Source organism: Pseudomonas sp. GW460-12-10-14-TSB1, from assembly GCF_017349775.1.
GTDB classification, from domain to species: domain Bacteria; phylum Pseudomonadota; class Gammaproteobacteria; order Pseudomonadales; family Pseudomonadaceae; genus Aquipseudomonas; species Aquipseudomonas piscium.
Genome location: NZ_JACNAC010000001.1, coordinates 229396 through 255331, shown reverse-complemented (window position 1 = coordinate 255331; position 25936 = coordinate 229396). Strand labels below are relative to the sequence as shown.

At 65.5% G+C, this 25936-nt stretch carries 24 protein-coding genes; 19 read left to right on the top strand and 5 right to left on the bottom strand.

The features are described 5' to 3' along the window. Positions 1-34 precede the first annotated feature (34 nt). Positions 35-628 carry a MarC family protein gene (locus J4D52_RS01130; protein ID WP_009046767.1) on the top strand — a complete coding sequence of 198 codons (594 nt, stop codon included), beginning with the start codon at positions 35-37 and terminating at the stop codon, positions 626-628. Between the two features lie 90 nt (positions 629-718). On the opposite strand, the gene J4D52_RS01125 is transcribed toward J4D52_RS01130, so the two are convergent. The 5 genes from J4D52_RS01125 to cobG all read right to left on the bottom strand — a co-directional run bounded on the left by J4D52_RS01125 (position 719) and on the right by cobG (position 6087). After that, positions 719-979 carry a hypothetical protein gene (locus J4D52_RS01125; protein ID WP_016703770.1) on the bottom strand — a complete coding sequence of 87 codons (261 nt, stop codon included), beginning with the start codon at positions 977-979 and terminating at the stop codon, positions 719-721. Positions 980-1735: 756 nt separating this feature from the next. Then, complete coding sequence (gene cobJ, locus J4D52_RS01120; RefSeq protein ID WP_102675977.1) at positions 1736-3427, bottom strand: precorrin-3B C(17)-methyltransferase; 1692 nt, start codon at positions 3425-3427, stop codon at positions 1736-1738. Then, a complete protein-coding gene (locus J4D52_RS01115; protein WP_025807979.1) occupies positions 3424-4155 on the bottom strand; it encodes a precorrin-2 C(20)-methyltransferase in 732 nt (243 codons plus the stop codon). The genes cobJ and J4D52_RS01115 overlap by 4 nt, the downstream gene beginning before the upstream one ends. Beyond that, a complete protein-coding gene (locus J4D52_RS01110) occupies positions 4155-4781 on the bottom strand; it encodes a precorrin-8X methylmutase (RefSeq protein ID WP_063428096.1) in 627 nt (208 codons plus the stop codon). The genes J4D52_RS01115 and J4D52_RS01110 overlap by 1 nt, the downstream gene beginning before the upstream one ends. Next, the gene (cobG, locus tag J4D52_RS01105; RefSeq protein WP_305887513.1) at positions 4774-6087 is read right to left on the bottom strand and encodes a precorrin-3B synthase; all 1314 of its coding nucleotides are present in this window, start codon (positions 6085-6087) and stop codon (positions 4774-4776) included. Before cobG ends, J4D52_RS01110 begins: the two co-directional genes overlap by 8 nt. A gap of 138 nt (positions 6088-6225) precedes the next feature. On the opposite strand from cobG, the gene cbiE reads away from it, so the two are divergent. From cbiE to urtD, 18 genes are all read left to right on the top strand, one after another. After that, positions 6226-7431 (top strand): precorrin-6y C5,15-methyltransferase (decarboxylating) subunit CbiE, encoded by a 1206-nt coding sequence (gene cbiE, locus J4D52_RS01100; protein WP_102675975.1) that lies wholly within the window; start codon positions 6226-6228, stop codon positions 7429-7431. A gap of 108 nt (positions 7432-7539) precedes the next feature. Next, positions 7540-8637 carry a cobalt-precorrin-5B (C(1))-methyltransferase gene (locus J4D52_RS01095; protein ID WP_063428089.1) on the top strand — a complete coding sequence of 366 codons (1098 nt, stop codon included), beginning with the start codon at positions 7540-7542 and terminating at the stop codon, positions 8635-8637. Then, positions 8634-9347, top strand: a complete 714-nt coding sequence (locus J4D52_RS01090; protein ID WP_102675974.1) for a cobalt-precorrin-6A reductase — start codon at positions 8634-8636, stop codon at positions 9345-9347. The genes J4D52_RS01095 and J4D52_RS01090 overlap by 4 nt, the downstream gene beginning before the upstream one ends. 216 nt (positions 9348-9563) lie before the next feature. Next, positions 9564-9899, top strand: a complete 336-nt coding sequence (locus J4D52_RS01085; protein WP_009041967.1) for a type II toxin-antitoxin system RelE/ParE family toxin — start codon at positions 9564-9566, stop codon at positions 9897-9899. Positions 9900-9904: 5 nt separating this feature from the next. Then, entirely contained in the window at positions 9905-10228 is a 324-nt protein-coding gene (locus tag J4D52_RS01080; RefSeq protein ID WP_009046758.1) for a DNA-binding protein, read from the top strand. Positions 10229-10330: 102 nt separating this feature from the next. Continuing rightward, the gene (locus J4D52_RS01075; RefSeq protein WP_102675973.1) at positions 10331-10729 is read left to right on the top strand and encodes a DUF2946 domain-containing protein; all 399 of its coding nucleotides are present in this window, start codon (positions 10331-10333) and stop codon (positions 10727-10729) included. 48 nt (positions 10730-10777) lie between these two features. Beyond that, the gene (locus J4D52_RS01070) at positions 10778-11272 is read left to right on the top strand and encodes a copper chaperone PCu(A)C (protein ID WP_063428085.1); all 495 of its coding nucleotides are present in this window, start codon (positions 10778-10780) and stop codon (positions 11270-11272) included. A 54-nt stretch (positions 11273-11326) separates the two neighbouring features. After that, positions 11327-11731, top strand: coding sequence for a DUF2946 domain-containing protein (locus tag J4D52_RS01065; protein ID WP_102675972.1), 405 nt, complete (start codon positions 11327-11329; stop codon positions 11729-11731). A gap of 91 nt (positions 11732-11822) precedes the next feature. Beyond that, positions 11823-13946: a TonB-dependent copper receptor gene (locus J4D52_RS01060; protein ID WP_102675971.1), complete on the top strand. Its 2124-nt coding sequence runs from the start codon at positions 11823-11825 to the stop codon at positions 13944-13946. A gap of 134 nt (positions 13947-14080) precedes the next feature. Then, complete coding sequence (locus J4D52_RS01055; protein WP_102675970.1) at positions 14081-15463, top strand: PepSY domain-containing protein; 1383 nt, start codon at positions 14081-14083, stop codon at positions 15461-15463. A 172-nt stretch (positions 15464-15635) separates the two neighbouring features. Then, positions 15636-17762, top strand: coding sequence for a TonB-dependent siderophore receptor (locus J4D52_RS01050; RefSeq protein WP_102676009.1), 2127 nt, complete (start codon positions 15636-15638; stop codon positions 17760-17762). A 105-nt stretch (positions 17763-17867) separates the two neighbouring features. Then, entirely contained in the window at positions 17868-18656 is a 789-nt protein-coding gene (locus J4D52_RS01045; protein ID WP_025807994.1) for an ABC transporter ATP-binding protein, read from the top strand. Next, the gene (locus tag J4D52_RS01040; RefSeq protein ID WP_102675969.1) at positions 18653-19612 is read left to right on the top strand and encodes an ABC transporter substrate-binding protein; all 960 of its coding nucleotides are present in this window, start codon (positions 18653-18655) and stop codon (positions 19610-19612) included. The genes J4D52_RS01045 and J4D52_RS01040 overlap by 4 nt, the downstream gene beginning before the upstream one ends. Continuing rightward, positions 19609-20619 (top strand): iron ABC transporter permease, encoded by a 1011-nt coding sequence (locus J4D52_RS01035; protein ID WP_102675968.1) that lies wholly within the window; start codon positions 19609-19611, stop codon positions 20617-20619. Before J4D52_RS01040 ends, J4D52_RS01035 begins: the two co-directional genes overlap by 4 nt. Positions 20620-20950: 331 nt before the next feature. Continuing rightward, the gene (gene urtA, locus J4D52_RS01030; RefSeq protein ID WP_053277252.1) at positions 20951-22216 is read left to right on the top strand and encodes an urea ABC transporter substrate-binding protein; all 1266 of its coding nucleotides are present in this window, start codon (positions 20951-20953) and stop codon (positions 22214-22216) included. A 175-nt stretch (positions 22217-22391) separates the two neighbouring features. After that, a complete protein-coding gene (gene urtB / locus J4D52_RS01025; protein WP_102675967.1) occupies positions 22392-23894 on the top strand; it encodes an urea ABC transporter permease subunit UrtB in 1503 nt (500 codons plus the stop codon). Continuing rightward, positions 23894-24973, top strand: a complete 1080-nt coding sequence (gene urtC / locus J4D52_RS01020) for an urea ABC transporter permease subunit UrtC (protein ID WP_102675966.1) — start codon at positions 23894-23896, stop codon at positions 24971-24973. Before urtB ends, urtC begins: the two co-directional genes overlap by 1 nt. Further along, a complete protein-coding gene (gene urtD / locus J4D52_RS01015; protein WP_102675965.1) occupies positions 24970-25845 on the top strand; it encodes an urea ABC transporter ATP-binding protein UrtD in 876 nt (291 codons plus the stop codon). Before urtC ends, urtD begins: the two co-directional genes overlap by 4 nt. The last annotated feature ends 91 nt before the right edge of the window (positions 25846-25936 follow it).

Below are 25936 nucleotides of genomic sequence, written 5' to 3'. Positions count from 1 at the left end.
CTCCGCTCGCCCTCCCTCGCTGTGAGTTTGCGCCATGCTCCATGTGCTGTTCAGCGTGTACCTGAAGATGCTGGTGCTCTACAGCCCCTTCTTCGTCCTGTCCTGCTTCATCAGCCTGACTCGCGGCTACTCCAACAAGGAGCGTCGGCGCCTGGCATGGAACGTCGCCTTGGCGACCCTGGCCTCCAGCGTGCTGCTGTATCTGTTCGGACGGGTGATCTTCAGCGTGTTCGGCATCACCGTGGATGCCTTCCGCATCGGCGCGGGCAGCGTGCTGTTCATCTCGGCGCTGGGCATGGCCCAGGGCAAGTCGGCGATCCAGACCGACAACGTGCAGCAGGACGTGACCATAGTACCGCTGACCATCCCGCTGACCGTCGGCCCCGGCACCATCGGCGCCCTGCTGGTGATGGGCGTAGGCCAGCCGCACTGGGACGACAAACTCACCGCGATCCTCAGCATCGCCCTGGCCAGCTTCACGGTCGGCGTGGTGCTCTATCTGTCAAACCGCATCGAGCGGATCCTGGGCGAGCAAGGCTTGCAGATCGTCAGCCGCTTGATGGGGTTGTTCGTCTGCGCGCTGGCGGCGCAGATCATCTTTACCGGGGTCAAGGGCTACCTGGGTTAAAGGCAGTTGCAAGCGGCAAGCTACAAGCTGCAAGAACGAGCGGGCTCACTGGAGACAGTGAGCCTGTGCTGTTTCTGGGGTAGGGATTTTTTAAGCATCCAGGCGCCACTGCAAGGCATCCAGGGCGTCGCAGCCGTCTTGTAGCAACAGGTGGGCGGCGTTGACGAAGTGGCTCAGGTCGCGCTCGCTCACGCCTTTGAGGCTCAGGCAGTTGAGGCTGTGCATCAGATCCCGCGAGGCCTTGATGCGCTGTACCGCACCGCCATGCAGATCGGCTGCGGGCGCGTTGCGGTCGAGGTGGAACACCGGGGTGGGGGTGAGATTGCTTTGTAGGGGGATGAAGTCCGTCACGGGTATATCTCCATAGGTTGCTGAAGAACAACCACCCCGAGCGGCTAAACAAAAGGGTGGCAGCTGTACGAGGGTTAGCCGACCGGGTGCAGTCTATGAAAAACCCGGCACACCCGAAGGTGTCCCGCGCACAGCTGCCATAGAAGGTGCCATGCAGCAAAAAGCGCCAGCATGGTAATGGATGGCGCTTTAGCATTCATAGAGATGCTTTCCGACCGGCTAAGATCGGCCGCCGATGCGTCGGCGACCGGGCAACTATGGCTTCGCAAAAAATCAGCGGCAACCGTCAAAGTGTTGCCATTACCTTCCGCAGAACCAGACTTGCCGCACATACCGGGGGCGACCCTATTCCTCCTGTAGCCGCTGCCAGGCCGGCCGGTAGGCCGCCTCGCGTTGTTTTTGATCTGAACGCCCCGTTAACCACGATGGCCGAGCGCAGGCATTGATCCGTGGGTAACCCGGCAGGACGCCGGGTTAGCCGCACTGGGCCAGGGACGGCCCATTGCGGCGGCCCACGGATCAATGCCGGAGTGAGGGCACACCGAGCCTAGGCGAGGTGCCAAGTGGTGGGGCAAGAGCGTTTTGCTTACTTTTGCGCTTTTCAAAAGTGAGCCGCCGTAAGGGCGGAACCCTAAGTGGCCGTTACCGCAGCAATGGATATGTACACCGTCCAAAATCGCTTGCGCAGCCACCACCGTCATCGCGGGCAAGCCTCGCTCCTACAGAAGCCTGCAAAACACCGCCCCTAAGCCGGCGCTACGGATACCAGCGCGGCGTATACACCCACTCCCCGCCTCCAGCCTTGGGGAATACGCAGGTGGTGGAAGACCCCACCAACACCATGGTGCGCATATCCACCTGCTCCGGGGTCAAGTCGCCGAGGGTGGTGACCCGCAGGGTCTGCCCCGGACGGCCGATATCCCGCCCCAGAACGACCGGAGTCTCCGGCGTGCGGTGCTGGCGCACGATCTCCAGTGCACGACCCAGTTGCCAGGGGCGCGAACGCGAGATCGGGTTGTAGAACGCCAGGGCCAGGTCGGCCTGGGACGCCAGGTCCAGGCGTTTTTCGATGATTGCCCAGGGCTTGAGGTTGTCCGACAGCGACAGCACACAGAAGTCATGCCCCAAAGGCGCACCGGCCTGCGCCGCGGTGGCCAGGGACGCGGAAACCCCGGGAAGGATCTCCAGCTCCACCTGATGCCAGCCCGGCTCGCTGGATTCGTGTAGCGCTTCCAGTACCGCTGCGGCCATGGCGAAGACACCCGGGTCGCCGGAGGACACCACCACCACCGAGCGGCCTTGGGCGGCGAGTTCGAAGGCGTGGCGCGCACGCTGCATTTCTTCGCGATTGTCGGTGCAATGCATGACCTGGTCGGCACGGAACGGACCGGCCATGCGCACATAGGTTTCGTAGCCGAGGATGTCGTTGGCCCGCGCCAGTTCGGCTTTCACCGCCGGCACCATCAGTTCGGCGGCGCCAGGGCCCAGGCCGATCACTGCCAGGCGACCACGGGGGCGGCCGATCTGCTGCGGGTCCAGCGGCTGGCTGGCCACGGCAATGGCGATGTCTTCACCCACGCTCAGCGGCGGCAGCAGTTGCGGCACAGCCTGTTGCGCCAGCTCGGCGACGCTGTTGGCCGCCGAGGCAAAACGCAGGGGCACGCCCAGCTCGGCGGCGGCTTCACGCAGGACCGGGCTGGTCATGTCGTTGTCAGCGGCCAGCAGGCAGGCGACGGATTGCACGGCGATCTGCTTCTGGTGCAAAGCATCCCGCAGCGCATCGGCGCCAGTGATCTTGCCGTTGCAGGCAATCAGCACGCTGCGCGGGTAGATCAGCAGCTCGTTGGCGGCGGGCTCGCACTCAGCCGAGCCGACGCGGATGGTCAGCCGGGCTTGCTGGTCCTGCGGCAACCGGGCCTCGGCCAGCCAGGGCGCGGCACCTTCGATGCGCACGCTTTCACCGCCCAGCAGGTCGGAGACGAAACGCTTGCCCAGCTCCAGATCGCCCAGGGCATAGCCGCTGGGTGGGTTGAGCAGGCAGGTACCGAAGCGCAGTTCGCCGCTGGTGGTGATGGCCGCTGCCACGCCCAGCCCGGCGGCGATTTCCCGGGCCATGACGTTCACCCCGCCCAGGCCACCGAGCAACGGCACCACGGCGCTGCCGTCCTCGGCCACGGCCAGCACCGGCGGCTCCGCGCCCTTCTCCAGCAGCAGCGGGGCCAGGGTACGGATGACGATGCCCGCGGCGCACAGGGCGATGATCGGCGTGTCCTGTTGATACAGCTGGCGCAGGGTCGCGCCGAACTCCTGGTACGGCCGGTCGGCGCCCTCGACCCGTTCGGCCAGGCCGTGGATCAGCGCGTCCGGGTACAGCTGTTGAAGTTTGCGCGCAGTTGCCAGGCTGCCTTGGCCAAGGATGACGATGGCCGGTGCGGAACGGACCGTCATCCTTGCCACCTTTCGCCGGGCACGATGATCAGCGAGAAATACGGCGAAGACATCGGCTCCACTTCATCCAGCGGCACGATCTTCTGGTTGGCCATGGTCGCCCGCTCGACGTACAGCGCGCGCTCGGCCAGGCCCAGTTCTTCGAGCACCTGGCGCACCTTGGGGAAGTTGCGCCCCAGCTTCATTACCACCGCCGCATCGGCGTCGGCCAAACGACGCTTGAGTTCGTCATGGGGTAGCACCCCGGACAGCACCGACAGGCTCTGGTTGCGGTACACCAGTGGCGCACCCAACACGGAGGCGCCACCGAGCATCGAGCACACCCCCGGCACCACTTCGGCCTCATAACGCTCGGCCAGGCGGTCGTGCAGGTACATGTAGGAGCCGTAGAAGAACGGGTCGCCTTCGCAGATCACCGCCACGTCGCGGCCGGCGTCCAGGTGTTCGGCCAGCTGCTCGCTGGCGCTGTCGTAGAAGTCGCTGATCACTTGTTCGTAGGACAGCGGCGCCGGCAGCACTTCGGTAGTTACCGGGTAGACCAGCGGCAACAGGGTCTGTGCGCCTTGCAGGTGCGCTTCGATGATGCCGAAGGCATTGCCCTTTTTGCCCTTGGCGACGAAGTACGCCACCACCGGCGATTCGCGCAGCAGGCGCAGGGCCTTGAGGGTAATCAGCTCCGGATCACCGGGGCCGACGCCCAGGCCGATCAAACGTCCAGGTTGCTGCATCATTCGATCTCCGTGGCCAGGGCGTTGACGGCGGCGGCGGCCATGGCGCTGCCGCCCAGGCGACCTTGCATGATCACAAAAGGCACGCCGCGGCTGTCGGCGGCGAGCATCGCCTTGGACTCTGCCGCGCCGACGAAGCCTACCGGGAAGCCGAGGATCAGCGCCGGTTTCGGCGCGCCGGCGTCGAGCATTTCCAGCAGGTAGAACAGCGCGGTCGGGGCGTTGCCGATCACCACCACGCTGCCTTCCAGGTACGGCCGCCACAGCTCCAGGGCCACCGCCGAGCGGGTGTTGCCCAGCTCGCGGGCCAGCTCCGGCACGCGCTCGTCGCGCAGGGTGCAGATCACCTGATTGTTCGCCGGCAGACGGGCGCGGGTAATGCCTTCGGACACCATGCGCGCATCGCAGAGGATCGGCGCACCGGCGGCCAGGGCAGCGCGTCCGGCCCGGCCCGCGCCTTCGGAGAATTGCAGACCGTCGATGGCATCGACCATGCCGCAGGCATGGATCACCCGCACCGCGAGTTTTTCCAGGTCCGCGGGGATGCGATCGAGCCTAGCCTCCTCGCGAATGATCGCGAAGGAGTTGCGATAGATCTCCTGACCGTCGCGGATGTAATCAATCATCAAGGGTGCTCCGTGGGCGGGCATCAAGCAATGCGCCGGCCGCTTCAAGGGAAAGGTTGCGTGCGTGCAGCGTGCCGAAACCCGGCTGCGCGGCATCGCGAAAATAGAGGTCGTAACGACCGGGGGCGACGGCCAGCAAGGTGGCCGGTGCCACATGGGCGGCGGCGCAGGAACGCGAGCAGCCGGACAGGTGGACGTCCAGGCGCTGGCCGTGGCGCTGGAGCAAGGCGGCCAGCTTTACCGCGTCGCCCTTGGTGTCGGCCAGGGCCTTGCCGCAGCCGCTGGAACCGGTGCAGGCAATCAGGTGGGCCAGGGTCTGCTGTGGCGAACAGAGAAACCCCAGCTGTTGCAGGCAGCGCGTGACTTCATCTGCGTCCTCGACCCGCAGATTTGGCAGCAGCAGGCTTTGCCAGGGGGTGAACCTCAGGCTGCCGTCGCCCCATTGCTCGGCCAGCTGCGCCGCGCCGCGCACCATCAGCGGGTCCAGCCGCCCCAGGGGCGTGACGGCGCCGACATAGACCCGGCCTGCTTGCCGCTGTGGATAAGTACCGATATGCAGCGGCTCGGAAGGGGCCACGCGCTGCCAATCGCCCACCCTGATCACCGGCCCCGGCAAGCGCGCGGACACCTGCGCCAGCAGCGCGTCCGCCGAGTGCTCCGCCAACAGCTGGCGCATGCGGGTCTGTTCGGGGCGGGCCAGGTCGAGAAACAGCTCCAGCACCGCCACCACCAGGGCCAGCCCATCCTCCAGCGCCACGCTGGCCAGGGGCAGGTCCCCAGGGCAACCGGCCAGGCCGAAGGCCAGCCAGGGCTCGCCCGCGCCTTCGAACGCCGAGAGCCACAGGTCATGGGGATGTTCCAGCATGGCCAGGGCTTCGCCACCGTCGAGCTGCACGGCGAACTTGGGCGACAACTCATGAAAACGCGGATGGCTCTGCAAGGTGGCGAGAATCTGCCCGGCCAAGGGACGGGTGTCGATGATCATCTGCCGGTCGATCCCGGCCGTGGGGCTGAGCATCAGGTTGCGCACATCGTCGCCGGCCGCGGTGGCCGGTCCCAGGCCGGCGGCCAGCAGATCGGCGATCAGCGCCTGATGCTCGGCGCCAATGCCGCGGATCTGCAGGTTGGCGCGGTTGGTCGCCTCGATCACCCCGTCGGCATAACGCTCGGCCGCATCGGCCACCGCGCGGGCCTGGGCCGCGCTGATCGCCCCGCCGGCCAGCTTGATCCGGCAGATACCGCCGTCCAGTGCCGGGACGATACGCAGCAACCCCGGACAGGCCGAGGGGCGTAAGGCGGTGGACATCGGGCGTTCGTTCAAGGAGGTGACCGGCTGTGTGGGAAAGGCGCTTCGCGGGCGAAGGCGCGGTATTATGCCTGCTTTGTCCGAAGGCATGAAAAGCCTGCCTGTCGGAAGAACAGGTTTTACCCTCGAGGAATAGCGATGTCGCCCTGGCTGACAGTAGTGGGAATCGGTGAAGACGGCTTCAAGGGCCTGGGCAAGAACGCCCGGCGCGCCCTGCTGGGCGCTTCGCGGATCGTCGGCGGCCAGCGGCAACTGGACCTGTTGCCGGTGTGCATCCGCGGCGAGCGGCAGTTGTGGCCGAGCCCCTTCTCACTGGAACCGGTACTGGCCAAGCGGGGCGAGCCGGTGTGCGTGCTGGCCAGCGGCGACCCGATGCTGTTCGGTGTCGGCGCCAGCCTGGCACGCCAGGTGGCCCAGGAGGAAATGCACGTCCTGCCCTCGCCCTCCTCTTATTCACTGGCGGCCGCGCGCCTGGGCTGGCCGCTGCAAGAGGTGGTGACGCTCTCGGTGGTCGCCCGACCCGTAGCGGCCCTCAGCGCCCAGCTGTTCAGCGGCGTGCGCCTGCTGGTTCTGAGCAATGACGGCCTCAGCCCCTCGGCCATCGCCGCGCTGTTGCGCGAACGCGGCTTCGGCCCGAGCCGGCTCAGCGTGCTCGAGCATCTGGGCGGCGAAGCCGAACGGCGGACCGACGGCACCGCCAACGACTGGAGCGACCCGGCCATCGCCGACCTCAATCTGGTGGCCATCGAATGCCTGGCCGAGCCCGATACGCTGCGTCTGTCGCGCCTGGCCGGCTTGCCGGACTCGGCCTTCCAGCACGACGGCCAGTTGACCAAGCGCGATGTCCGCGCCATTACCCTGGCCCGCCTGGCACCTGTTCCTGGTGAACTGCTGTGGGATGTCGGCGCCGGCAGCGGCTCGATCGGCATCGAATGGATGCGCGCACACCCCAGTTGCCGGGCCCTGGCCATCGAAGCCGACCCAGGCCGCCAGCAACTGATCGAACACAACCGTGACGCTCTCGGCGTGCCCGGCCTGCACCTGATTCGCGGCAGCGCGCCGCAAGCCCTGGACGGCCTGGAAGCCCCGGACGCGATCTTCATCGGCGGCGGCGTGACCCGCCCCGGCGTGCTCGACACCTGCTGGGCCCGGCTCAAGCCCGGTGGCCGGCTGGTGGCCAACGCCGTGACCCTGCAAAGCGAAACGACCCTGATGGCCTGGCGCGAACGCCATGGCGGCGAGCTGACCCGCATCCATGTCGCCCAAGCCCTGCCGCTGGGGGATTTCGACACCTGGCGCCAGGCGCTGCCCATTACCTTGCTCGACCTCGTCAAACCGCTATGAGCGCCCTGCCCTCCCCTGTAGGAGCGAGCTTTCTCGCGATCCAGACCACGCGGTCCGTCTGGCGGACGCTATCGCGAGCAAGCTCGCTCCTACACAAGGCCGCGCAACATGCGTGAAGAAACGGCGGAGCAACCCGCCCCGCTGCGCAGCGGCCTGACCACCGGCAGTTGCGCCACCGCCACCAGCCTGGCGGCAGCGCGCCTGTTGCTCGAAGGCACCAGCGCCGATGCGGTGGAGATCGTCCTGCCCAAGGGCAAGCAGGTGCAGATGCGCCTGGAGTTCTGCCGCCTTACCGACAACGGCGCCGAAGCCGGCACGATCAAGGATGCCGGCGACGACCCTGACGTGACCCACGGCGCCCTGCTCTATTCCCAGGTGCGCCTGAGCCCGGACAGCGGCATTCGTTTCATCGCCGGCAAAGGCGTGGGCACCGTGACCCGCCCCGGCCTGGTGCTGGGTGTGGGCGAGCCGGCGATCAATCCAGTGCCGCGCCGGATGATCAGCGAGCACCTGGCAACGCTGGCCCGGGAACGGGGCTACCAGGGCGGCTTCGAGGTCACGGTCAACGTCGAGGACGGCGAAGCCCTGGCGCTGAAAACCATGAACCCGCGGCTGGGCATTCTCGGCGGCCTGTCGATCCTCGGCACCAGCGGCATCGTGCGGCCGTTTTCCTGCGCGGCCTATATCGCCTCGATCCACCAGGGTATCGATGTCGCCAAGACCAACGGCTACCTGCACATTGCCGCCTGTACCGGCAACGCCAGCGAAGACACCATGCGCCGCGTCTACGACCTGCCGGAAATCGCCCTGATCGAAATGGGCGACTTTGTCGGCGCCGTACTCAAGCACCTGCGCAAAGTGCCGGTGGACAAGCTCAGCCTGTGCGGCGGTTTCGGCAAGATCAGCAAGCTCGCGGCCGGGCACATGGACCTGCACAGCCGCCATTCCAGCATCGACCTGCCGCAACTGGCCGAATGGGCCGCGGCGGTCGGCGCCGACCAGGCGCTGCAAAACGCCATCCGTGGCGCCAACACCAGCCAGCAGGCGCTGGCCATGGCCAGCGCCGCCGGCATCGCCCTGGGCGACGCGGTGTGCCAGCACGCCCTTAACTTCGCTCGCAGCGTGGTGCCGCCACAGGTCCAGGTCGAAGTCTTCGCCATCGATCGCCAGGGCGGCATTGTCGGCCATGCCGGAGCCTTTCGATGAAACGCATATTGTTGCTAGGTGGCGTGACCGAGGCCCTGGCCATCGCCCGGACCCTGGGGCCGGAGCACATCTATAGCCTGGCGGGTATCGGGCGCGTGCCCGCTGACCTGAACTGCCAGGTGCGGGTCGGCGGATACGGCGGCGTCGAGGGCCTGGCCCAGTTCATCCGCGAGCAAGGCATCGAGCTGCTGCTGGACGCCACTCATCCCTACGCCGCCCGGATCAGCCAGAACGCCGCCACGGCCGCGCGGCTGTGTGACATCCCCTGCTGGGCCCTGCGCCGACCGGCCTGGCAAGCGCAGGCCGGTGACGACTGGCGCGAAGTTGGCGACTGGGCCGAACTGGTCCAGGCACTCCAACCCTTCAAGCGCCCGCTGTTCACCCTGGGTCGGGAGCCCTTGCAGCATCTGCATGAGATCCCCGCCGAGCAGTTCTGGACCCTGCGCGCCCTCGACCAGTACCCCGGCAATGAGCGGTGCGAAGTGATTGGTGCACGCGGCCCCTTCCTGATCGACAGCGAACGCGAACTGTTCGAACGCCGCCGCATCGACGTGCTGATCAGCAAGAACAGCGGCAGCAGCGCCACCGAACCCAAGCTGGAAGTGGCGCGCGAGCGTGGGGTGCCAGTGCTGATCCTGCAGCGGCCGCCATTGCCACCCGTCGATCGGGAATTCCATGACCCGGGCGAGTTGCTCCAGGCCCTGCACTGACCTCCTGGCCGCGCAAAAGCGCGGCCGATACATCGAGTTACCAAGCCATCCGACATTCCCCGCTGAACGGCAAGGCGCAGCCCCGGCCGCCGCGCCACGGTGCCTTCACGTATTGAAGACAGAGGAAACACTTGCGGCGTTGGCCACGAACAGGCTTTGCGGCACGATCAAAGGCCTATCCATATAGTAACTTATTTGTTACCTTTAAGGCCGGCGATGATCACAGTCGAGGAATACCAGCAAGAGAACCAGCGCAGCCCCTTCGGTCGCTGGTTCGAAACGCTGGATACCCAGGCAGCCGTCAAGGTTTCCACCGCGCTGCTACGCCTGGAAATGGGCAACACGTCCAACATCAAGTGGTTCGACGGGCTTGGCGAATACCGCATCGATTGGGGCCCGGGCTACAGAATCTACCTGATCCAGGAAGGCCGGCACCTGGTGATCCTGTTTGGCGGTGGCGACAAGTCCACCCAGCAGGCAGACATCAGGCAGGCGAAAAAACTGATCGCCGAATTCCATCACCGCAAGAAGGCCGAACTGAAAACGAGGTGACACCCATGGCACTGACTCGAAGCTTCAAGCACAGCATTGCCGAACGCGCCGAGCGCGACCCGGCGTTTTCCCAGGCGCTGCTGGACGAGGCTGCTACGCTGTTTCTCAACGGCGAACCGGAGATGTCGCGGATCATTCTGCGCGACCTGATCAACGCCACCGTCGGCTTCGAAGCGCTGGCCCGGGAGACCGCCAAGCCGAGCAAGAGCCTGCATCGCATGCTGTCCGCCAGCGGCAACCCGAGCATGGACAACCTGGCCGCGATCTTTGCCGCCATCCGCGCCAAGCTCGGGGTTGCCATCGAGGTCCGCGCGGTACCGGCTCACTGAGGAACGGCCGCGCTGCGACACCACACCGCACGACGCCTTTTTACTTATCCACAGCGATCAGGCTAAATACCCCCTGTTCGCTCAACCTGACGGATCGTCACCATGTCCCGACAACAGCTCGCATTTGCCTGGATCGCCTGCTTCGCAGTGCTGTTCAACATGCTTGCCATGCCGCTTTCGGGAGCCATGCAGCAGACCGACCGAGCGCCTGCCGAGCAGCTGTTGTGGGGCAGTTTCTGTTCCTCCAGCGGCACCAAGCTGGTGGCGATCTCCCTGGGCAAGCTGGAACAGCAAGCCCCGCAGAACGACGATCACTCCACCATGCAGCACTGCTGGTGCTGTTCCGGCTCGGCGCCCCTGGTCGCCCTGCCAGGCCATGCGCCACAGTTGTATTTCGCCCGTTTCGAGTCCAACCGCAGCGTCGCGCCCCCCGCGCTGGTCATGCCCACGCCGCGCCAGCAATGGCCGAGCCTCAATCCCCGCGCCTCGCCTCTGGTCTGATTCCACCTCGCAATTGATCTGCGTGTTGAATCGTTCTGGAGAACTGCCATGTTGAAATCCGTACAGGCCTTGCAAGCTCTGCTGCTGGCCGCCCTGCTGTTGCCCGCTGGTTTTGCCGCCGCCCATGAATACAAGGCCGGCGAGTTGCAGATCGCCCACCCCTGGTCGCAGGAGCTGCCGCCCAATGCACCGACGGTGGCGGCCTATTTCGTCATTCACAACACCGGCAAGAATGCCGACCGCCTGCTCGGCGTCGACTCGCCGATCTCGGGCAAGGCCGAGCTGCATGAACATGTGCAGCAGGGCGACCTGATGAAGATGCAGCAGGTACCCAACGTGGCGATTGCCCCAGGCGAAACCGTCACCTTCGCGCCCATGGCCTATCACGTGATGCTGCTGGAGCTCAAAGACCGCAGCCTGCTCGGCGACGGCAAGCGCTTCCCGCTGACCCTGCACTTCGAGAAGTCCGGCGACGTCACGGTCGAGGTGGCGGTGCAGAAGCAGGCGCCCGCGGGCACCCAGGAACACATGCACGCCCAGTAAGTACCGGCCGTCATTACCGTGAACTCCCCGCGCTCGCCTGGCACCCGGCGATCCGTGCGCACGCCCCTGAAAGTACGGCGCGGCAGCTGGATCAGCCTGTTCGCCATGCTGATGATCTTTATCGGTCCGCTGATTTCCCAGTCGATGCCGATGGATCAAGCCATGCCAATGAACATGTCCATGTCGATGGACATGAACATGGGCGAGCCCGGCTGCCACGGTGAAAACCCGCACGGCGCAGAGCACGGCAAGGTCCAGGGCGAACAGCATGCGCTCTGGGAAAAGTGCGGTTATTGCAGCCTGCTGTTCAACTGCCCGGCACTGCCTGGCAGCCTGTCGTTCACCGCGCTCGACAACTCACCGTCCAGCCACTTCCTCACCCCCTCGCCGCGCCTGGGCCATGCCCGGCAGACGGTGTTCCCCGGCGCCCGGACCCGCGCCCCGCCAGTCATTGCGTAACCCCCTCAACCGCACTTCACCCGGCCGACTGTAGAAAAGACAGCCGCAGGCTGCTGGCCGTGTTGTTTACGAAATGATTGATGGAACCTTTATGTCCAGGTTTTCTGCTGACACTCGCCTGTGCTCTGCCCAGGCCCCCGCTACCTTTGCCCTGAACGAACCTCGCGTACGTTTCAGCCATGCCATCGCCGTACTGTGCGGCGCCCTGCTCACGCCACTGGCCCTGGCGGCCGAACAGCCGGTGGATCACAGCCAGCACGGCGAAGAACTGAGCCCGACGGTGATCACCGCCATCGCCCCCAGCTCGCCACTGACCGTGGTCACCAACCCCAAGGATCCGCGCCAACCGGTCCCGGCCAGCGATGGCGGCGACTACCTCAAGACCATCCCCGGCTTCGCCCTGGTGCGCAACGGCGGCACCAACGGCGACCCGGTGCTGCGCGGCATGTTCGGCTCGCGCCTGAACATCCTCACCAACGGCGGCATGATGCTCGGCGCCTGTCCCGGCCGCATGGACGCGCCGACCTCCTACATCTCGCCGGAAACCTACGACAAGCTGACGGTGATCAAGGGCCCGCAAACCGTGCTCTGGGGTCCGGGCGCTTCGGCCGGGACCATCCTCTTCGACCGTGAGCCGGAAAACTTCGGCGAGCTGGGTACCCGGGTCAACGCCAGCATCCTGGCCGGCTCCAACGGCCGCTTCGACAAGGTGGTGGATGCCGCCGCCGGCGGGCCGCTGGGCTACGTGCGGGTGATCGGCAACCAGGCCCATTCCGACGACTACAAGGACGGCAACAACGACACCGTGCCGTCGCGCTACGAAAAGTGGAACGGTGACATCGCCCTGGGCTGGACCCCGGACGCCGACACCCTGCTGGAACTCACCGCCGGCAAGGGCGACGGCGAAGCGCGTTACGCCGGGCGTGGCATGGACGGTTCGCAGTTCAAGCGTGAAAGCCTGGGACTGCGTTTCGAGCGCTCCAACATCGGCGAGGTGCTGGATAAGGTCGAGGCGCAGGTTTACTACAACTACGCCGACCACGTGATGGACAACTACAGCCTGCGCACGCCGTCCGGCACCGGGATGATGGCCAGCAACGTCGATCGCCGCACCCTCGGCGCGCGGATCAAGGCCACCTGGCGCTGGGCCGATGTGCAGTTGATCAGCGGTATCGATGCGCAGACCAACGAGCACCGCCAGCGCCAAGGCATGGGTATCGACACCTACAAGGACCAGCCACGCACCAAGGACGCCGACTTCCACAACTACGGCGCGTTCGGCGAGCTGACCTGGTACGCCGCGGACCGCGACCGGCTGATCAGCGGCGCCCGGGTGGACCGCGCTTCGGCCAAGGATTACCGCCAGACCATCGGCTCCGGAATGATGACCCGGCCCAACCCGACCGCCGGCGATACCCGCGCCGACACCCTGCCCAGCGGTTTCATCCGCTACGAGCATGACCTGGCCGACAGCCCGACCACGGTCTATGCCGGTCTCGGTCACGCGCAACGCTTCCCGGACTACTGGGAGCTGTTCTCGCCGAAGATGGGCCCGGCCGGCTCGGTCAATGCCTTCGATTCGATCAAGCCGGAAAAGACCACCCAGCTCGACTTCGGCCTGCAATACAAGACCGCGGAACTGGAAGCCTGGGCCTCGGGCTACATCGGCCAGGTGCGCGACTACATCCTGTTCAACTACCGCCCGGGAATGATGGGCATGACCTCGCAAGCCGAGAACATCGACGCGCGCATCATGGGCGGCGAGCTCGGCGCGGCCTACAAGCTGACCGACAACTGGAAGGCCGACGCCACCCTGGCCTACGCCTGGGGCAAGAACAGCAGCGACGGCACGCCACTGCCGCAGATGCCGCCGCTGGACGCCCGCTTCGGCCTGACCTACAGCGAGGACAACTGGAGTGCCGGCGCCCTGTGGCGGGTGGTGGCGGCGCAAAACCGCATCGACGAAAACAAGGGCAACGTGGTCGGCAAGGACTTCGGCAAGAGCGGTGGCTTCGGCGTGTTCTCGCTCAACGGCGCCTATCGGATCAACAAGAACCTGAAGGTCAGCACCGGCGTCGACAACCTGTTCGGCAAGGCTTACGCCGAGCACCTGAACCTGGCCGGCAACGCCGGGTTCGGCTACCCGGCCAATGACCCGCAAGCCATCAACGAGCCGGGGCGCACGCTCTGGACCAAGGTGGACTTGAGCTTCTAAACACAACAAGAAATGGAGCCGCTGCCGACAGGCTGCGAAAAGATCCGCAGGATCTTCACGATGTCGATCGTTGCGTTCGATCGCAGCCTTCGGCAGCGGCTACAGAGACAATTGCCCATGCGGAGCGTTCCCTGATGAGCCAACCCAAAGTGTCTTTCTACAACCTGGCCTGGCGCTGGCATTTCTACGCCGGGCTGTTCGTAGCCCCTTTCATGGTGATGCTGTCCCTGACCGGGATCATCTACCTGTTCAAACCCCAGCTCGACCACCTGATGTATGACAACCTGCTGCAGGTGCCGGCGGGACACCACATTCTCAGCGCCGATGAGCAGCTCCGGCGGGTCCAGGCCGCTTATCCCCAGGGCCACGTCAAACAGTACCTGCCGCCGCTCGAAGCCGGGCGCAGCGCGCAGTTCGTGGTGCAGAAGGAAGGCGGCGAACTCAATGTGTTCGTCGACCCTTACCACGGCACTATCCTTGGCGAGCAGGACGCCAAGAACAATCTGCAGGCCATCGCCCGAGCCATTCATGGCGAGCTGATGATCGGCCCCCTCGGCGACCGCCTGGTAGAGCTGGCGGCGAGTTGGGGCATCGTCCTGGTGGTGTCCGGGCTGTACCTGTGGTGGCCGCGCGGAAAGTCTTCGGCCGGGGTGTTGTGGCCACGCCTGGGCAGCCGCGGCCGCGTGCTATGGCGCGACCTGCATGCTGTGGTCGGCTTCTGGGGCGCGGCGTTCCTGCTGCTGATGCTGCTCAGCGGCATGACCTGGACCGGCTTCTGGGGCAAGCAGTACGCCGAGCTGTGGAACCGCTTTCCGGCGGCGATGTGGAATGACGTACCCAAGTCCGACCAGCAGGCCGGCGAGCTCAACACCGCCAGCCGCCAGACCGTGCCCTGGGCCATGGAGAACACACCGATGCCGATGTCCGGCGACCACGCCGAACACATGGCCCACGGCGCCATGCACGAAGGTCCGGCGGCGCCCGTGATCAGCCTGCAGCAGGTGCAGGACATCGCCACCCAGCGCCAGGTCGAAGCCGGTTACAGCATCACCTTGCCGACCACCGCCAGCGGCGTGTTCACCATTGCCGTGTTCGCCGACGACCCGCGCAACGACGCCACCCTGCATGTCGACCAATACACCGGCAAAGTCCTGGCCGATGTGCGCTGGGAGCAGTACAGCAACGTCGCCCGCGCCACCGAAGTCGGGGTGATGCTGCACGAAGGCAAGATGTTCGGCCCGTTCAACCAGATCGTGGTGCTGCTGATCTGCCTGATGATCCTGCTGAGCGCCGTCAGCGGCCTGGTGATCTGGTGGAAGCGCCGCCCCCAGGGGCGTCTCGGCGTACCGCCGCTGCGCCACGACCTGCCGAAATGGAAAACCGCGATGGCGATCATGCTGGCGCTGGCCGTGGCCTTTCCCCTGGTCGGGGCCTCGCTGGTGGCCGTGTGGCTGCTGGATCGCTTGCTGCTGTCGCGCTGGAACCGCTCGGCTGAATCGGCCTCATCTTCATCATGAATCAGGCGAGATGCGCGGTTTAGAGGGATCTGTAGACTTCTGTCGCTTCAATTTCCGACATGCATAATGTTACTTTATAACACTTGCATGTATGATCCCTGCTCGCGGCCACCAAGGCCGCGGGTATTCCTCCCGAAGAAGCGATTCAACCGCCCCAATGAACTGCCCCTCAATAAATAGGTACCTCGTGTCCAGCCTCTGCCTGCTGGCCCTGAATCACTCCGCCCAGGCCGACGACGCGCCCCTGACGCTGCCCACCGGCACCATCAGCGCGCCCGCCCTCGACGCGCAGGACATCAGCCTGCAAACCCCGACCAGCGCCGGTTCGCGCCTGGGGCTGAGCGCCCTGGAAACCCCGGCCAGCACCGAGAGCCTGAGCGGCGAGCGCATTCGCCAGCGGGGCGACCGCAGCGTGCAGGACGCGGTGTCGCGCAGTACCGGGATCAGCCGCACCGGCACCCCGGGCGACGGCGGCACTTCGTTGTCGGCCCGTGGCTTTACCGGCCAGGGTTCAGTGATGCAGTTGTATGACGGCAATCGCCTGTACAGCGGCATGGGCACTGTGACCTTCCCGGTGGACACCTGGTCGGTGGAACGGGTGGATGTGCTGCGCGGCCCGGCTTCGGTGCTGTATGGCGAAGGCGCCACCGGCGCGGTGGTCAACGTGATTCCGAAGAAACCCTTCGCCGGCGAAATCGAAAACCACCTGCGCCTCGGCTACGGCTCCTACGACAGCCAGCAGCAGGCCCTCGACAGCGGCGGCTCGCTGAGCGACACCCTGAGCTATCGCCTGAACCTCAACCGCCTGCGCGGCAACGGCTGGATCGATCGCGGCGACAGCGCCAGCGACTTCATCAGCGCGGCGCTGCGCTGGCAGGCCACGGACGACCTGGCGTTCACCCTCGCCCATGACTACGGCGACCAACAGCCGATGAACTATTTCGGCACCCCGCTGATCAATGGCCGCCTCCATGAGGGCCTGCGGGACAAGAACTACAACATCGGCAACGACAAGCAGCACTACAACGATCAGTGGACGCGCCTGACCAGCGAGTGGCAGCTCTCCGACACGGTCAGCGCCAGCAACGAGCTGTATTACCTCAAGGCCCAGCGCCGCTGGCAGAACGCCGAAAACTATAACTGGGACACCGCCGGCCAGCAGTTGCTGCGCAGCGGCAACTTCGCCATCAAGCACCAGCAGGAGCAGGTCGGCGATCGCCAGACCTTCACCTTCAAGCACAGCCTGTTCGGCCTCGACAGCCAGACCCTGACCGGGGTCGACTACAACCGCATCCGCTTCCAGCTCAACAGCAACAAGCCGTTCGAAGATGCACTAACGGGTGGCCAGCCGCTGGATCTGCAACACCCGGACAAGGGGCATTTCGACAGCGCCTCGGCCTATCGCCCGCAGTTCCAGAGCACCACCAAGCAGATGTCGGCCTTTGCCGAAAACCGCACCCAACTGAGTGAGCGCTGGTCGCTGGTGACAGGCATACGCCGCGACTACGTGCAGGTGGATCGCGACGACCTGGTGGACGGCAGCCGTAACGACAAGACCCTGACCGGCAACAACTGGAAGGCCGGCCTGGTGTTCGCCCTGACACCGGACACTTCGTTCTACGGCCAGTACGCCACCAGTACCGACGGTGTCGGCGGCCTGATTTCCCTGAGCCCGAGCCAGCAGCAATACGACCTGGCCCGCGCCCGGCAGAGCGAGATCGGCCTCAAGCAGATGTTCTGGGACCAGCGCGGCGAATGGACCCTGGCGGCCTATCACATCGTCAAGAAGAAGCTGCTGACCGACGACCCGGGCAACCCGACGCTCAAGCAGCAAGTCGGCCAGCAGTCGTCCCGCGGCCTGGAAGCCAGCCTCGAGCTGCAACTGCCCCACGCCTGGCAACTGCAAGCCAACGCCGCCATCGTCAAGGCCCAGTACGACGACTTCGAAGAGCAGGTCGGCAACCAGTTCGTCTCGCGCAGCGGCAATCGCCCGGTGGACGTGCCGCGGCGCACCGCCAACCTGTGGCTGAACAAGGCCGTGACCGATAAGCTGCGAGCCGGCGCCGGGGTGCGTTATGTCGATGCCCGTTACGCCGACCTGGCCAACCGCAACAAGCTGCCCAGCTACACAGTGGTCGATGCGGTGCTGTCGTGGAAAGCCCTGCGCAACACCACCTTCGGTTTGCAGCTGAACAATCTGTTCGACCGGCAGTACGCGCAAAGCCAATACAATGAGGGCCAGCAGTGGATCCTCGGTGAACCGCGATCGTTTTTCGTGACCGCCGATTATCAGTTCTAAGCCGATGGCCCCATCGCGGGCAAGCCTCGCTCCTACAGAGCGGGCGGCGATCCGACTTGCCCGCGACGACGCCTGTCGCATCACCCCGTATTCAAGAGCAACCGCATGACCTCGCTGAATCTCACCAACCTGGCCTGGACGCCCCTGGGCCAGGGCCGCTGTCATCACCAGTTCCAGCTGCGTGAGGCCAGCCTGCGAGTGGCGCCGGGGGAGTTCGTCGGCCTGATCGGCCCCAACGGCAGCGGCAAGACCAGCCTGCTGCGTTGCAGCTATCGCTTCAGCCGGCCGGACCAGGGCGAAGTCCGGCTCGATCACTACAACGTCTGGAAGCAGACGCCGCGCTGGTGCGCGCAACGCATCGCCGTGGTGTTGCAGGAGTTTCCCGATGCCTTCGGCCTGACCGTCGAAGAAGTGGTCGCCATGGGCCGCACGCCGCACAAGGGCCTGTTCGACGGCGACAGCGCCGCAGACCGCGCCATCGCCCGCCAGGCGCTGGAGTCGGTGGGCCTGCTGGGCTTCGAGGCGCATGCGTTCGCCACCCTGTCCGGCGGAGAAAAGCAGCGGGTGATCCTGGCCCGCGCCCTGGCCCAGCAACCGCAACTGCTGATCCTCGACGAGCCGACCAACCACCTCGACCCGCGCTACCAACTAGAGCTGCTGCAACGGGTCAAGCGCCTGGGCATCGGCACCCTTGCCAGCATCCACGACCTGAACCTCGCCGCCGCCTTCTGCGACCGCCTGTACGTGATCGATCACGGGCGCATCGTTGCCAGTGGCACGCCGGCCGAAGTGCTGACCCGCGAACTGCTGCAGCAGGTATTCGGCGTCCAGGCCCTGGTCGACCAACACCCGCTGTCCGGCTACCCACGAATCACCTGGATAACCCAACCATGATCCCGCACTTCCTGTTTCGCTCCAGCCTGTGCCTGGCCCTGTCGCTGCTCGCCGGCCAGGCCCTTGCCGAAGCCACCCGTTACCCGCTGACCGTCCACAGTTGCAACCGCGAGGTGACCTTCAAGGAGGCGCCGAAACACGCCCTGAGCCACGACATCAACATGACCCAGATGATGCTCGCCCTCGGCCTCAAGTCGCGCATGGTCGGCTACAGCGGCATCAGCGGCTGGAAGGCGGTGACGCCCGAGATGCGGAGCATCCTCGACGGCCTGCCGGAGCTGGCGGCCAAGTACCCGTCGGTGGAAACCCTGCTCGACGCCAATGTCGATTTCTTCTTCGCCGGCTGGGACTACGGCATGCGCGTCGGCGGCGACCTGACCCCGCAGACCCTGACCCCGCTGGGCATCAATGTGCTGGAGCTGACCGAGTCCTGCGCCTTCGTGATGAAGCGCCCGCCGGCCAGCCTCGACGACACCTACAACGACCTGCGCAACCTGGGGCGGATCTTCGATGTGCAGGACCGCGCCAACCAGTTGATCGCCGACATGCAGCAACAGGTCGCCACTATCCAGCAGGACCTGCCCACGGAAAAACCGCGGGTGTTCCTCTACGACAGCGGCGAAGACCGCGCCATGACCTCCGGCCGCCTGGGCATGCCCCAGGCGCTGATCGACGCCGCTGGTGGACGCAACATCCTCGACGATGTGGAGGCCAGCTGGACCCGGGTCAATTGGGAAACCGTGGTCGAGCGCAACCCGCAGGTGATAGTGATCGTCGACTACAGCGAAATCACGGCCGAACAGAAGCAGCAGTTCCTGCTGGACAACAAGGCCCTGCAATCGGTGGACGCAATCCGCAACCAGCGTTTTATCGTGATCCCCTACGTGCAGGCCACGCCGGGCATCGATAACGTCGAAGCGGTGCAAACCCTGGCCAAGGGTTTCCACGGCGCATGATCGATCGTCGTTATGCCTTGCTGCTGACTGCCCTCGGTGCGTTGCTGCTGGCGTCCTGCGTGCTGTCCCTGGGTTTTGGTTCGGCGCGGGTGCCGGTGGACGTGGTCTGGCGCATCCTGCTGCACAAGGCCCTCGGCCTGGGCGAGGTGGACTGGAGCGTCGGGCAGGAACATATCGTCTGGCTGATCCGCGTGCCGCGCATGCTGCTCGGCGCCCTGGTCGGCGCCGGGCTGGCCTTGATCGGCGCGGTGCTGCAAGCGGTGACGCGCAATCCGCTGGCCGATCCGCACCTGCTCGGTGTGACCTCCGGCGCCACCCTGGGCGCGGTGATCGTGGTGCTGCATGTGGGTGAAATCGTCGGCCTGCTGACCCTGCCCATCGCTGCCTTTATCGGCGCCCTGGCGAGCATGCTGCTAGTGCTCGGCATCGCCGCGCGCCATGGCCGGCTCGACAGCGATCGCCTGCTGCTGTGCGGGGTGGCGGTGTCCTTCGTGATGATGGCGGTGGCCAACCTGCTGCTGTTCATGGGTGACCACCGCGCCAGCTCGGCGGTGATGTTCTGGATGCTTGGCGGGCTGGGCCTGGCGCGCTGGGAACTGCTCGCGGTGCCGGCGGCCAGCGTAGTGCTCGGGCTGGTCTTGCTGCTGGGCATGGCGCGGCCGTTGAACGCGCTGATGGCTGGCGAGCAGACCGCCGTGACCCTCGGTTTGAATGCCCGCAACGTGCGGCTGCGGGTGTTCCTGATCGCTTCGCTGATGACCGGGGTGCTGGTGTCCATCAGCGGTTCCATCGGCTTCGTCGGGCTGATGGTGCCGCATATCGCCCGGCGTCTGGTCGGTGCCGAGCATCGTCGGCTGTTGCCGGTGTGCGTGCTGCTGGGCAGTGTGTTCCTGGTCTGGGTCGATGTCGCCGCCCGCACCCTGATCGCCCCCGAAGACCTGCCCATAGGCGTGGCCACGGCGGCCATTGGCGGGTTGTTTTTCATCGGCCTGATGCGCCGCCGCTGAAAGGCTGTGTAGGAGCGAGCGGGCAGCGATCCGACTTGCCCGCGATGGCGATCGTCAGGCCGAAAACGTACTCCTTGAGGACGTTATCGCGGGCAAGCCTCGCTCCTACAGAAAAGCCACACCGGGTTGCCTCCACCCGGCACCAACGAAGCGCATTGGCCCGCACCAAAGACGCCTGATGGCCCCGCAATGGTGCGCCAGCTTTCTCCCCCACTCCGTAAAAGCGACGTTTTCATGCCCTGTGCCGACTAGGCACACCCCTTGCAAAACAGCCCTTCAGTAGTCCGCATCTGCCAACCAAGAAAATTCATAAGTTCATGGAGATCGCACAATGAAGCGTCGCAGCTTGATCAAGGCTTTCACACTCACGGCAAGCATTGCCGCGATGGGCATGACCTGGACCGTCCAGGCCGCCGAGACCATCAAGGTCGGTATCCTGCATTCGCTGTCGGGGACCATGGCGATCTCCGAAACCTCGCTCAAGGACATGGCGCTGATGACCATTGACGAGATCAACGCCAAGGGCGGCGTCAACGGTAAAAAGCTCGAGGCGGTGGTGGTCGACCCGGCGTCGAACTGGCCGCTGTTCGCCGAGAAAGGCCGGCAGCTGCTGACTCAGGACAAGGTCGCCGTGGTGTTCGGCTGCTGGACCTCGGTGTCGCGCAAGTCGGTGCTGCCGGTGTTCGAGGAACTCAACGGCCTGCTGTTCTACCCGGTGCAATACGAAGGCGAAGAGATGTCGCCGAACGTGTTCTACACCGGCGCGGCGCCTAACCAGCAGGCGATCCCGGCGGTGGAGTACCTGATGAGCGAAGACGGCGGCAGCGCCAAGCGCTTCTTCCTGCTCGGCACCGACTATGTCTACCCGCGCACCACCAACAAGATCCTGCGCTCCTTCCTGCATTCCAAAGGCGTGGCCGACAAGGACATCGAAGAGGTCTACACCCCGTTCGGCCACAGCGACTATCAGACCATCGTCGCCAACATCAAGAAGTTCTCCGCCGGCGGCAAGACCGCGGTCATCTCCACCGTCAACGGCGACTCCAACGTACCGTTCTACAAGGAGCTGGCCAACCAGGGCCTGAAAGCCACCGACGTACCGGTGGTGGCCTTCTCCGTGGGCGAGGAAGAACTGCGCGGCATCGACACCAAGCCGCTGGTGGGCAACCTCGCGGCCTGGAACTACTTCGAGTCCGTGGAGAACCCGGTGAACCAGAAGTTCGTCGCCGACTGGAAAGCCTACGCCAAGGCCAAGAAGCTGCCGGGCGCGGATAAAGCCGTGACCAACGACCCGATGGAAGCCACCTACGTCGGCATCCACATGTGGGCCCAGGCGGTGGAAAAAGCCAAGTCCACCGACGTCGACAAGGTCCGCGAAGCCCTGGCCGGCCAGACCTTCGCCGCGCCGTCGGGCTACACCCTGACCATGGACAAGACCAACCACCACCTGCACAAGCCGGTGATGATCGGCGAGATCCAGCCGGACGGTCAGTTCAGCGTGGTCTGGCAGACCGAAGGCCCGATCCGCGCCCAGCCGTGGAGCCCGTTCATCCCGGGCAACGACAAGAAGCCGGATTACGCGGTGAAGAGCAACTAAGCAACGGATGGAAGTCGGGCGCCAATACCACGCCCGACACAACCTCTGTAGCCGCTGCCGCAGGCTGCGCCAGGTCCGAAGGACCTTGAGGCTCTCAAGAGCACGTCCTCTGCGAGGCCGATCGCAGCCTGCGCAGCGGCTACAGAATCACGCACATCCGCGTAAGGCCACTGATATGCCCACTGCCCTCTACCGTTTCATTCTCGCCTGCCTGCTGTTGCTGCCATTGGCCGCCAGGGCCGGCGATGCCGAAGACTTCGTCGCGGCCAATCCCACGCAACAGGCCAGGCTCCTGGAAAGCTGGGCCGCACAGCCCGCCCCGGCGCGCCTCGAACTGCTCGGTGCCTTGCAGCAAGGCCAGCTGAACATTGCCGGTGAAACCAAGACCCTGCGCCTGAACAATCGCCTGCGCGGTCTGATCGACACCGCCATGGCCAGCCACCAACTGTTCGCCGCCGACGCCGGCATCCGTCTGGCCGCCGCGCAGCAGTTGCAGAAAAGCGCCAAGCCGGCGCAGTTGAAATTCCTCGATGCCAGCCTGGCCGCCGAACAGGACCAGGGCGTGCATGACGCCCTGAGCCTGGCCCTGGCCAACCTGCAACTGGTGGACAGCGACCCGGCCGTGCGCCTGGCCGCGGTACGCCTGCTGGGTGAAACCGGCGACCCGCTGGCCCGCACCCGCCTCGAAGGCCTGCTCGAACCCGGTGTGGAAGCCGATGCTGGGGTGCGCACCGCCGCCGAAACCAGCCTGGCCCAGGTCAAGCGCAAGCTGCTGGTGGGCGAAGTGCTCGGCCAGGCCTTCAGCGGCATGTCCCTGGGCTCGATCCTGCTGCTGGCGGCCCTGGGCCTGGCGATCACCTTCGGCCTGCTCGGGGTGATCAACATGGCCCACGGCGAGATGCTGATGCTCGGCGCCTACTCCACCTACATGGTGCAGTTGCTGTTCCAGCGCTACGCCCCGCAGGCCATCGAGTTCTACCCGCTGATCGCGCTGCCGGTGGCGTTCTTCGTCACCGCCGGCATCGGCATGGCCCTGGAGCGCACGGTGATCCGCCATCTCTACGGCCGGCCGCTGGAAACCCTGCTCGCCACCTGGGGCATCAGCCTGATGCTGATCCAGCTGGTGCGCCTGGTGTTCGGCGCGCAGAACGTCGAGGTGTCGAACCCGGCCTGGCTGTCGGGCGGGATCCAGGTGCTGCCCAACCTGGTGCTGCCCTACAACCGCATCGTGATCATCGCCTTCGCGCTGTTTGTCGTCGTACTCACTTGGCTGCTGCTGAACAAGACCCGCCTGGGCCTGAACGTGCGCGCGGTCACCCAGAACCGCAACATGGCCGCCTGCTGCGGCGTGCCCACCGGACGGGTAGACATGCTCGCCTTCGGACTCGGCTCCGGCATCGCCGGCCTCGGTGGCGTGGCCCTGAGCCAGATCGGCAACGTCGGCCCGGACCTGGGCCAGAGCTACATCATCGACTCGTTCCTGGTGGTGGTGCTCGGCGGCGTCGGCCAGCTGGCCGGTAGCGTGTTCGCCGCGTTCGGCCTGGGGATAGCCAACAAGATTCTCGAACCGCAGATCGGCGCCGTGCTCGGCAAGATCCTGATCCTCGCGCTGATCATTCTGTTTATCCAGAAACGTCCGCAAGGCCTCTTCGCACTCAAGGGACGGGTGATCGACTGATGAACCAGCCTCTACTAGTAACCGCTACGCAAAAGGCCGGGCCCAAGGTCTCCGTCGCCGTCGGCGCGCTGATCCTGGTGGTGCTGCTGGCCCTGCCGCTGCTCTCGCTGCTGGCGCCGGACAACCCGCTGCACGTCTCGGCCTACACCCTGACCCTGGTGGGCAAGATCCTCTGCTACGCCATAGTCGCCCTGGCCCTGGACCTGGTCTGGGGCTATGCCGGGCTACTGTCCCTGGGCCATGGCCTGTTCTTCGCCCTCGGCGGCTACGCCATGGGCATGTACCTGATGCGCCAGGCCGCGGGGGACAGCCTGCCAGCGTTCATGACCTTCCTTTCGTGGAGCGAATTGCCCTGGTACTGGAGCGGCACCGGCAGCTTCCTCTGGGCGATGTGCCTGGTGGTCCTGGCGCCAGGCTTGCTGGCATTGGTGTTCGGTTTCTTCGCCTTCCGCTCGCGGATCAAGGGCGTGTATTTCTCGATCATGACCCAGGCCCTGACCTTCGCCGGCATGCTCCTGTTCTTTCGCAACGAGACCGGCTTTGGCGGCAACAACGGCTTCACCAACTTCCGCACCATCCTCGGCTTCGGCATCACCGAGCCGGGCACCCGCGCGGTGCTGTTCCTGGCCACCGTGCTGTTGCTGGTGGCCAGCCTGTACATCGGCTGGCGCCTGGCCCGGAGCAAGTTCGGCCGGGTGCTGACCGCGCTGCGCGATGCCGAGAACCGCCTGATGTTCTGCGGCTACGACCCGCGCGGCTTCAAGCTGTTCGTCTGGGTGCTGAGCGCGGTGCTCTGCGGCCTGGCCGGCGCCCTGTACGTGCCCCAGGTGGGCATCATCAACCCCAGCGAAATGTCGCCGACCAACTCCATCGAGGCCGCCGTGTGGGTCGCCCTGGGCGGTCGCGGCACACTGATCGGCCCACTGCTCGGCGCCGGCGTGGTCAACGGCATGAAGAGCTGGTTCACCGTGGCCTTCCCGGAATACTGGCTGTTCTTCCTCGGCGCGCTGTTTATCGTCGTGACCCTGTACCTGCCCAAGGGCGTGATCGGCTTGCTGAAGAAAAGGGGCGAATCATGAGAATCACACCGACGGCCGACTTCATGCTCGAACCCATTCTCGAGCCTTCGACTCTTGATGCAAATCGGGACGCCGGCGCCAGCCGCGACGCCATAGGCCTCGGCCAGGCCGCCGGCAAGGGCCTGAACACCCGCCACGGCACCATCCTGACCCTGGAAGACATCAGCGTCAGCTTCGACGGTTTCAAGGCGCTCAACGACCTCAACCTGTACATCGGCGTCGGCGAGCTGCGCTGCATCATCGGCCCCAACGGTGCGGGCAAGACCACCCTGATGGACGTGATCACCGGCAAGACCCGGCCCACCCACGGCAAGGCCTGGTTCGGCGAAACCCTGAACCTGACGCAGATGAGCGAGGTGCAGATCGCCCAGGCCGGCATCGGCCGCAAGTTCCAGAAGCCCACGGTGTTCGAAGCCCTGAGCGTGTTCGAAAACCTGGAGCTGGCACAGAAGACCGACAAGTCGGTGTGGGCCAGCCTGCGGGCGAAACTCTCCGGCGAGCAGAAAGACCGCATCGACGAAGTGCTGGAAACCATTCGCCTGACGGCCTCGGTGGAGCGCCAGGCCGGCCTGCTGTCCCACGGCCAGAAGCAGTTCCTGGAAATCGGCATGCTGCTGATGCAGGACCCGCAACTGCTGCTGCTCGACGAGCCGGTGGCGGGCATGACCGATGCCGAGACCGAGTTCACCGCCGAGCTGTTCAAGCGCCTGGCGGGCAAGCACTCGCTGATGGTGGTGGAGCACGATATGGGCTTCGTCGGCTCGATCGCCGACCACGTCACCGTGCTGCACCAGGGCAGCGTGCTGGCCGAAGGGTCGCTGGAACAGGTGCAGGCCGATGAGCGCGTTGTTGAAGTTTATTTGGGGAGATGAATCGGCCAGCTTCAAGCCGCAAGCTTCAAGCGGCAAGTGAACAGCAAAGCCATGCACCTCGCTCTTACTTGCAGCTTGAAGCTTGCCGCTT

Excerpts from the sequence above, each read along its gene's own strand:
- cobJ (WP_102675977.1), bottom strand. The coding sequence starts at position 3,427 with ATGACGGTCCGTTCCGCACCGGCCATCGTCATCCTTGGCCAAGGCAGC.
- J4D52_RS01095 (WP_063428089.1), top strand. The coding sequence starts at position 7,540 with ATGCGTGAAGAAACGGCGGAGCAACCCGCCCCGCTGCGCAGCGGCCTG.
- J4D52_RS01040 (WP_102675969.1), top strand. The coding sequence starts at position 18,653 with ATGATCCCGCACTTCCTGTTTCGCTCCAGCCTGTGCCTGGCCCTGTCG.
- J4D52_RS01035 (WP_102675968.1), top strand. The coding sequence starts at position 19,609 with ATGATCGATCGTCGTTATGCCTTGCTGCTGACTGCCCTCGGTGCGTTG.
- J4D52_RS01110 (WP_063428096.1), bottom strand. The coding sequence starts at position 4,781 with ATGATTGATTACATCCGCGACGGTCAGGAGATCTATCGCAACTCCTTC.
- urtA (WP_053277252.1), top strand. The coding sequence starts at position 20,951 with ATGAAGCGTCGCAGCTTGATCAAGGCTTTCACACTCACGGCAAGCATT.
- J4D52_RS01130 (WP_009046767.1), top strand. The coding sequence starts at position 35 with ATGCTCCATGTGCTGTTCAGCGTGTACCTGAAGATGCTGGTGCTCTAC.
- cobG (WP_305887513.1), bottom strand. The coding sequence starts at position 6,087 with ATGTCCACCGCCTTACGCCCCTCGGCCTGTCCGGGGTTGCTGCGTATC.
- J4D52_RS01075 (WP_102675973.1), top strand. The coding sequence starts at position 10,331 with ATGTCCCGACAACAGCTCGCATTTGCCTGGATCGCCTGCTTCGCAGTG.
- J4D52_RS01115 (WP_025807979.1), bottom strand. The coding sequence starts at position 4,155 with ATGCAGCAACCTGGACGTTTGATCGGCCTGGGCGTCGGCCCCGGTGAT.
- urtC (WP_102675966.1), top strand. The coding sequence starts at position 23,894 with ATGAACCAGCCTCTACTAGTAACCGCTACGCAAAAGGCCGGGCCCAAG.
- urtB (WP_102675967.1), top strand. The coding sequence starts at position 22,392 with ATGCCCACTGCCCTCTACCGTTTCATTCTCGCCTGCCTGCTGTTGCTG.
- J4D52_RS01070 (WP_063428085.1), top strand. The coding sequence starts at position 10,778 with ATGTTGAAATCCGTACAGGCCTTGCAAGCTCTGCTGCTGGCCGCCCTG.
- J4D52_RS01080 (WP_009046758.1), top strand. The coding sequence starts at position 9,905 with ATGGCACTGACTCGAAGCTTCAAGCACAGCATTGCCGAACGCGCCGAG.
- J4D52_RS01085 (WP_009041967.1), top strand. The coding sequence starts at position 9,564 with ATGATCACAGTCGAGGAATACCAGCAAGAGAACCAGCGCAGCCCCTTC.
- cbiE (WP_102675975.1), top strand. The coding sequence starts at position 6,226 with ATGTCGCCCTGGCTGACAGTAGTGGGAATCGGTGAAGACGGCTTCAAG.
- J4D52_RS01055 (WP_102675970.1), top strand. The coding sequence starts at position 14,081 with ATGAGCCAACCCAAAGTGTCTTTCTACAACCTGGCCTGGCGCTGGCAT.
- J4D52_RS01045 (WP_025807994.1), top strand. The coding sequence starts at position 17,868 with ATGACCTCGCTGAATCTCACCAACCTGGCCTGGACGCCCCTGGGCCAG.
- J4D52_RS01060 (WP_102675971.1), top strand. The coding sequence starts at position 11,823 with ATGTCCAGGTTTTCTGCTGACACTCGCCTGTGCTCTGCCCAGGCCCCC.
- urtD (WP_102675965.1), top strand. The coding sequence starts at position 24,970 with ATGAGAATCACACCGACGGCCGACTTCATGCTCGAACCCATTCTCGAG.
- J4D52_RS01090 (WP_102675974.1), top strand. The coding sequence starts at position 8,634 with ATGAAACGCATATTGTTGCTAGGTGGCGTGACCGAGGCCCTGGCCATC.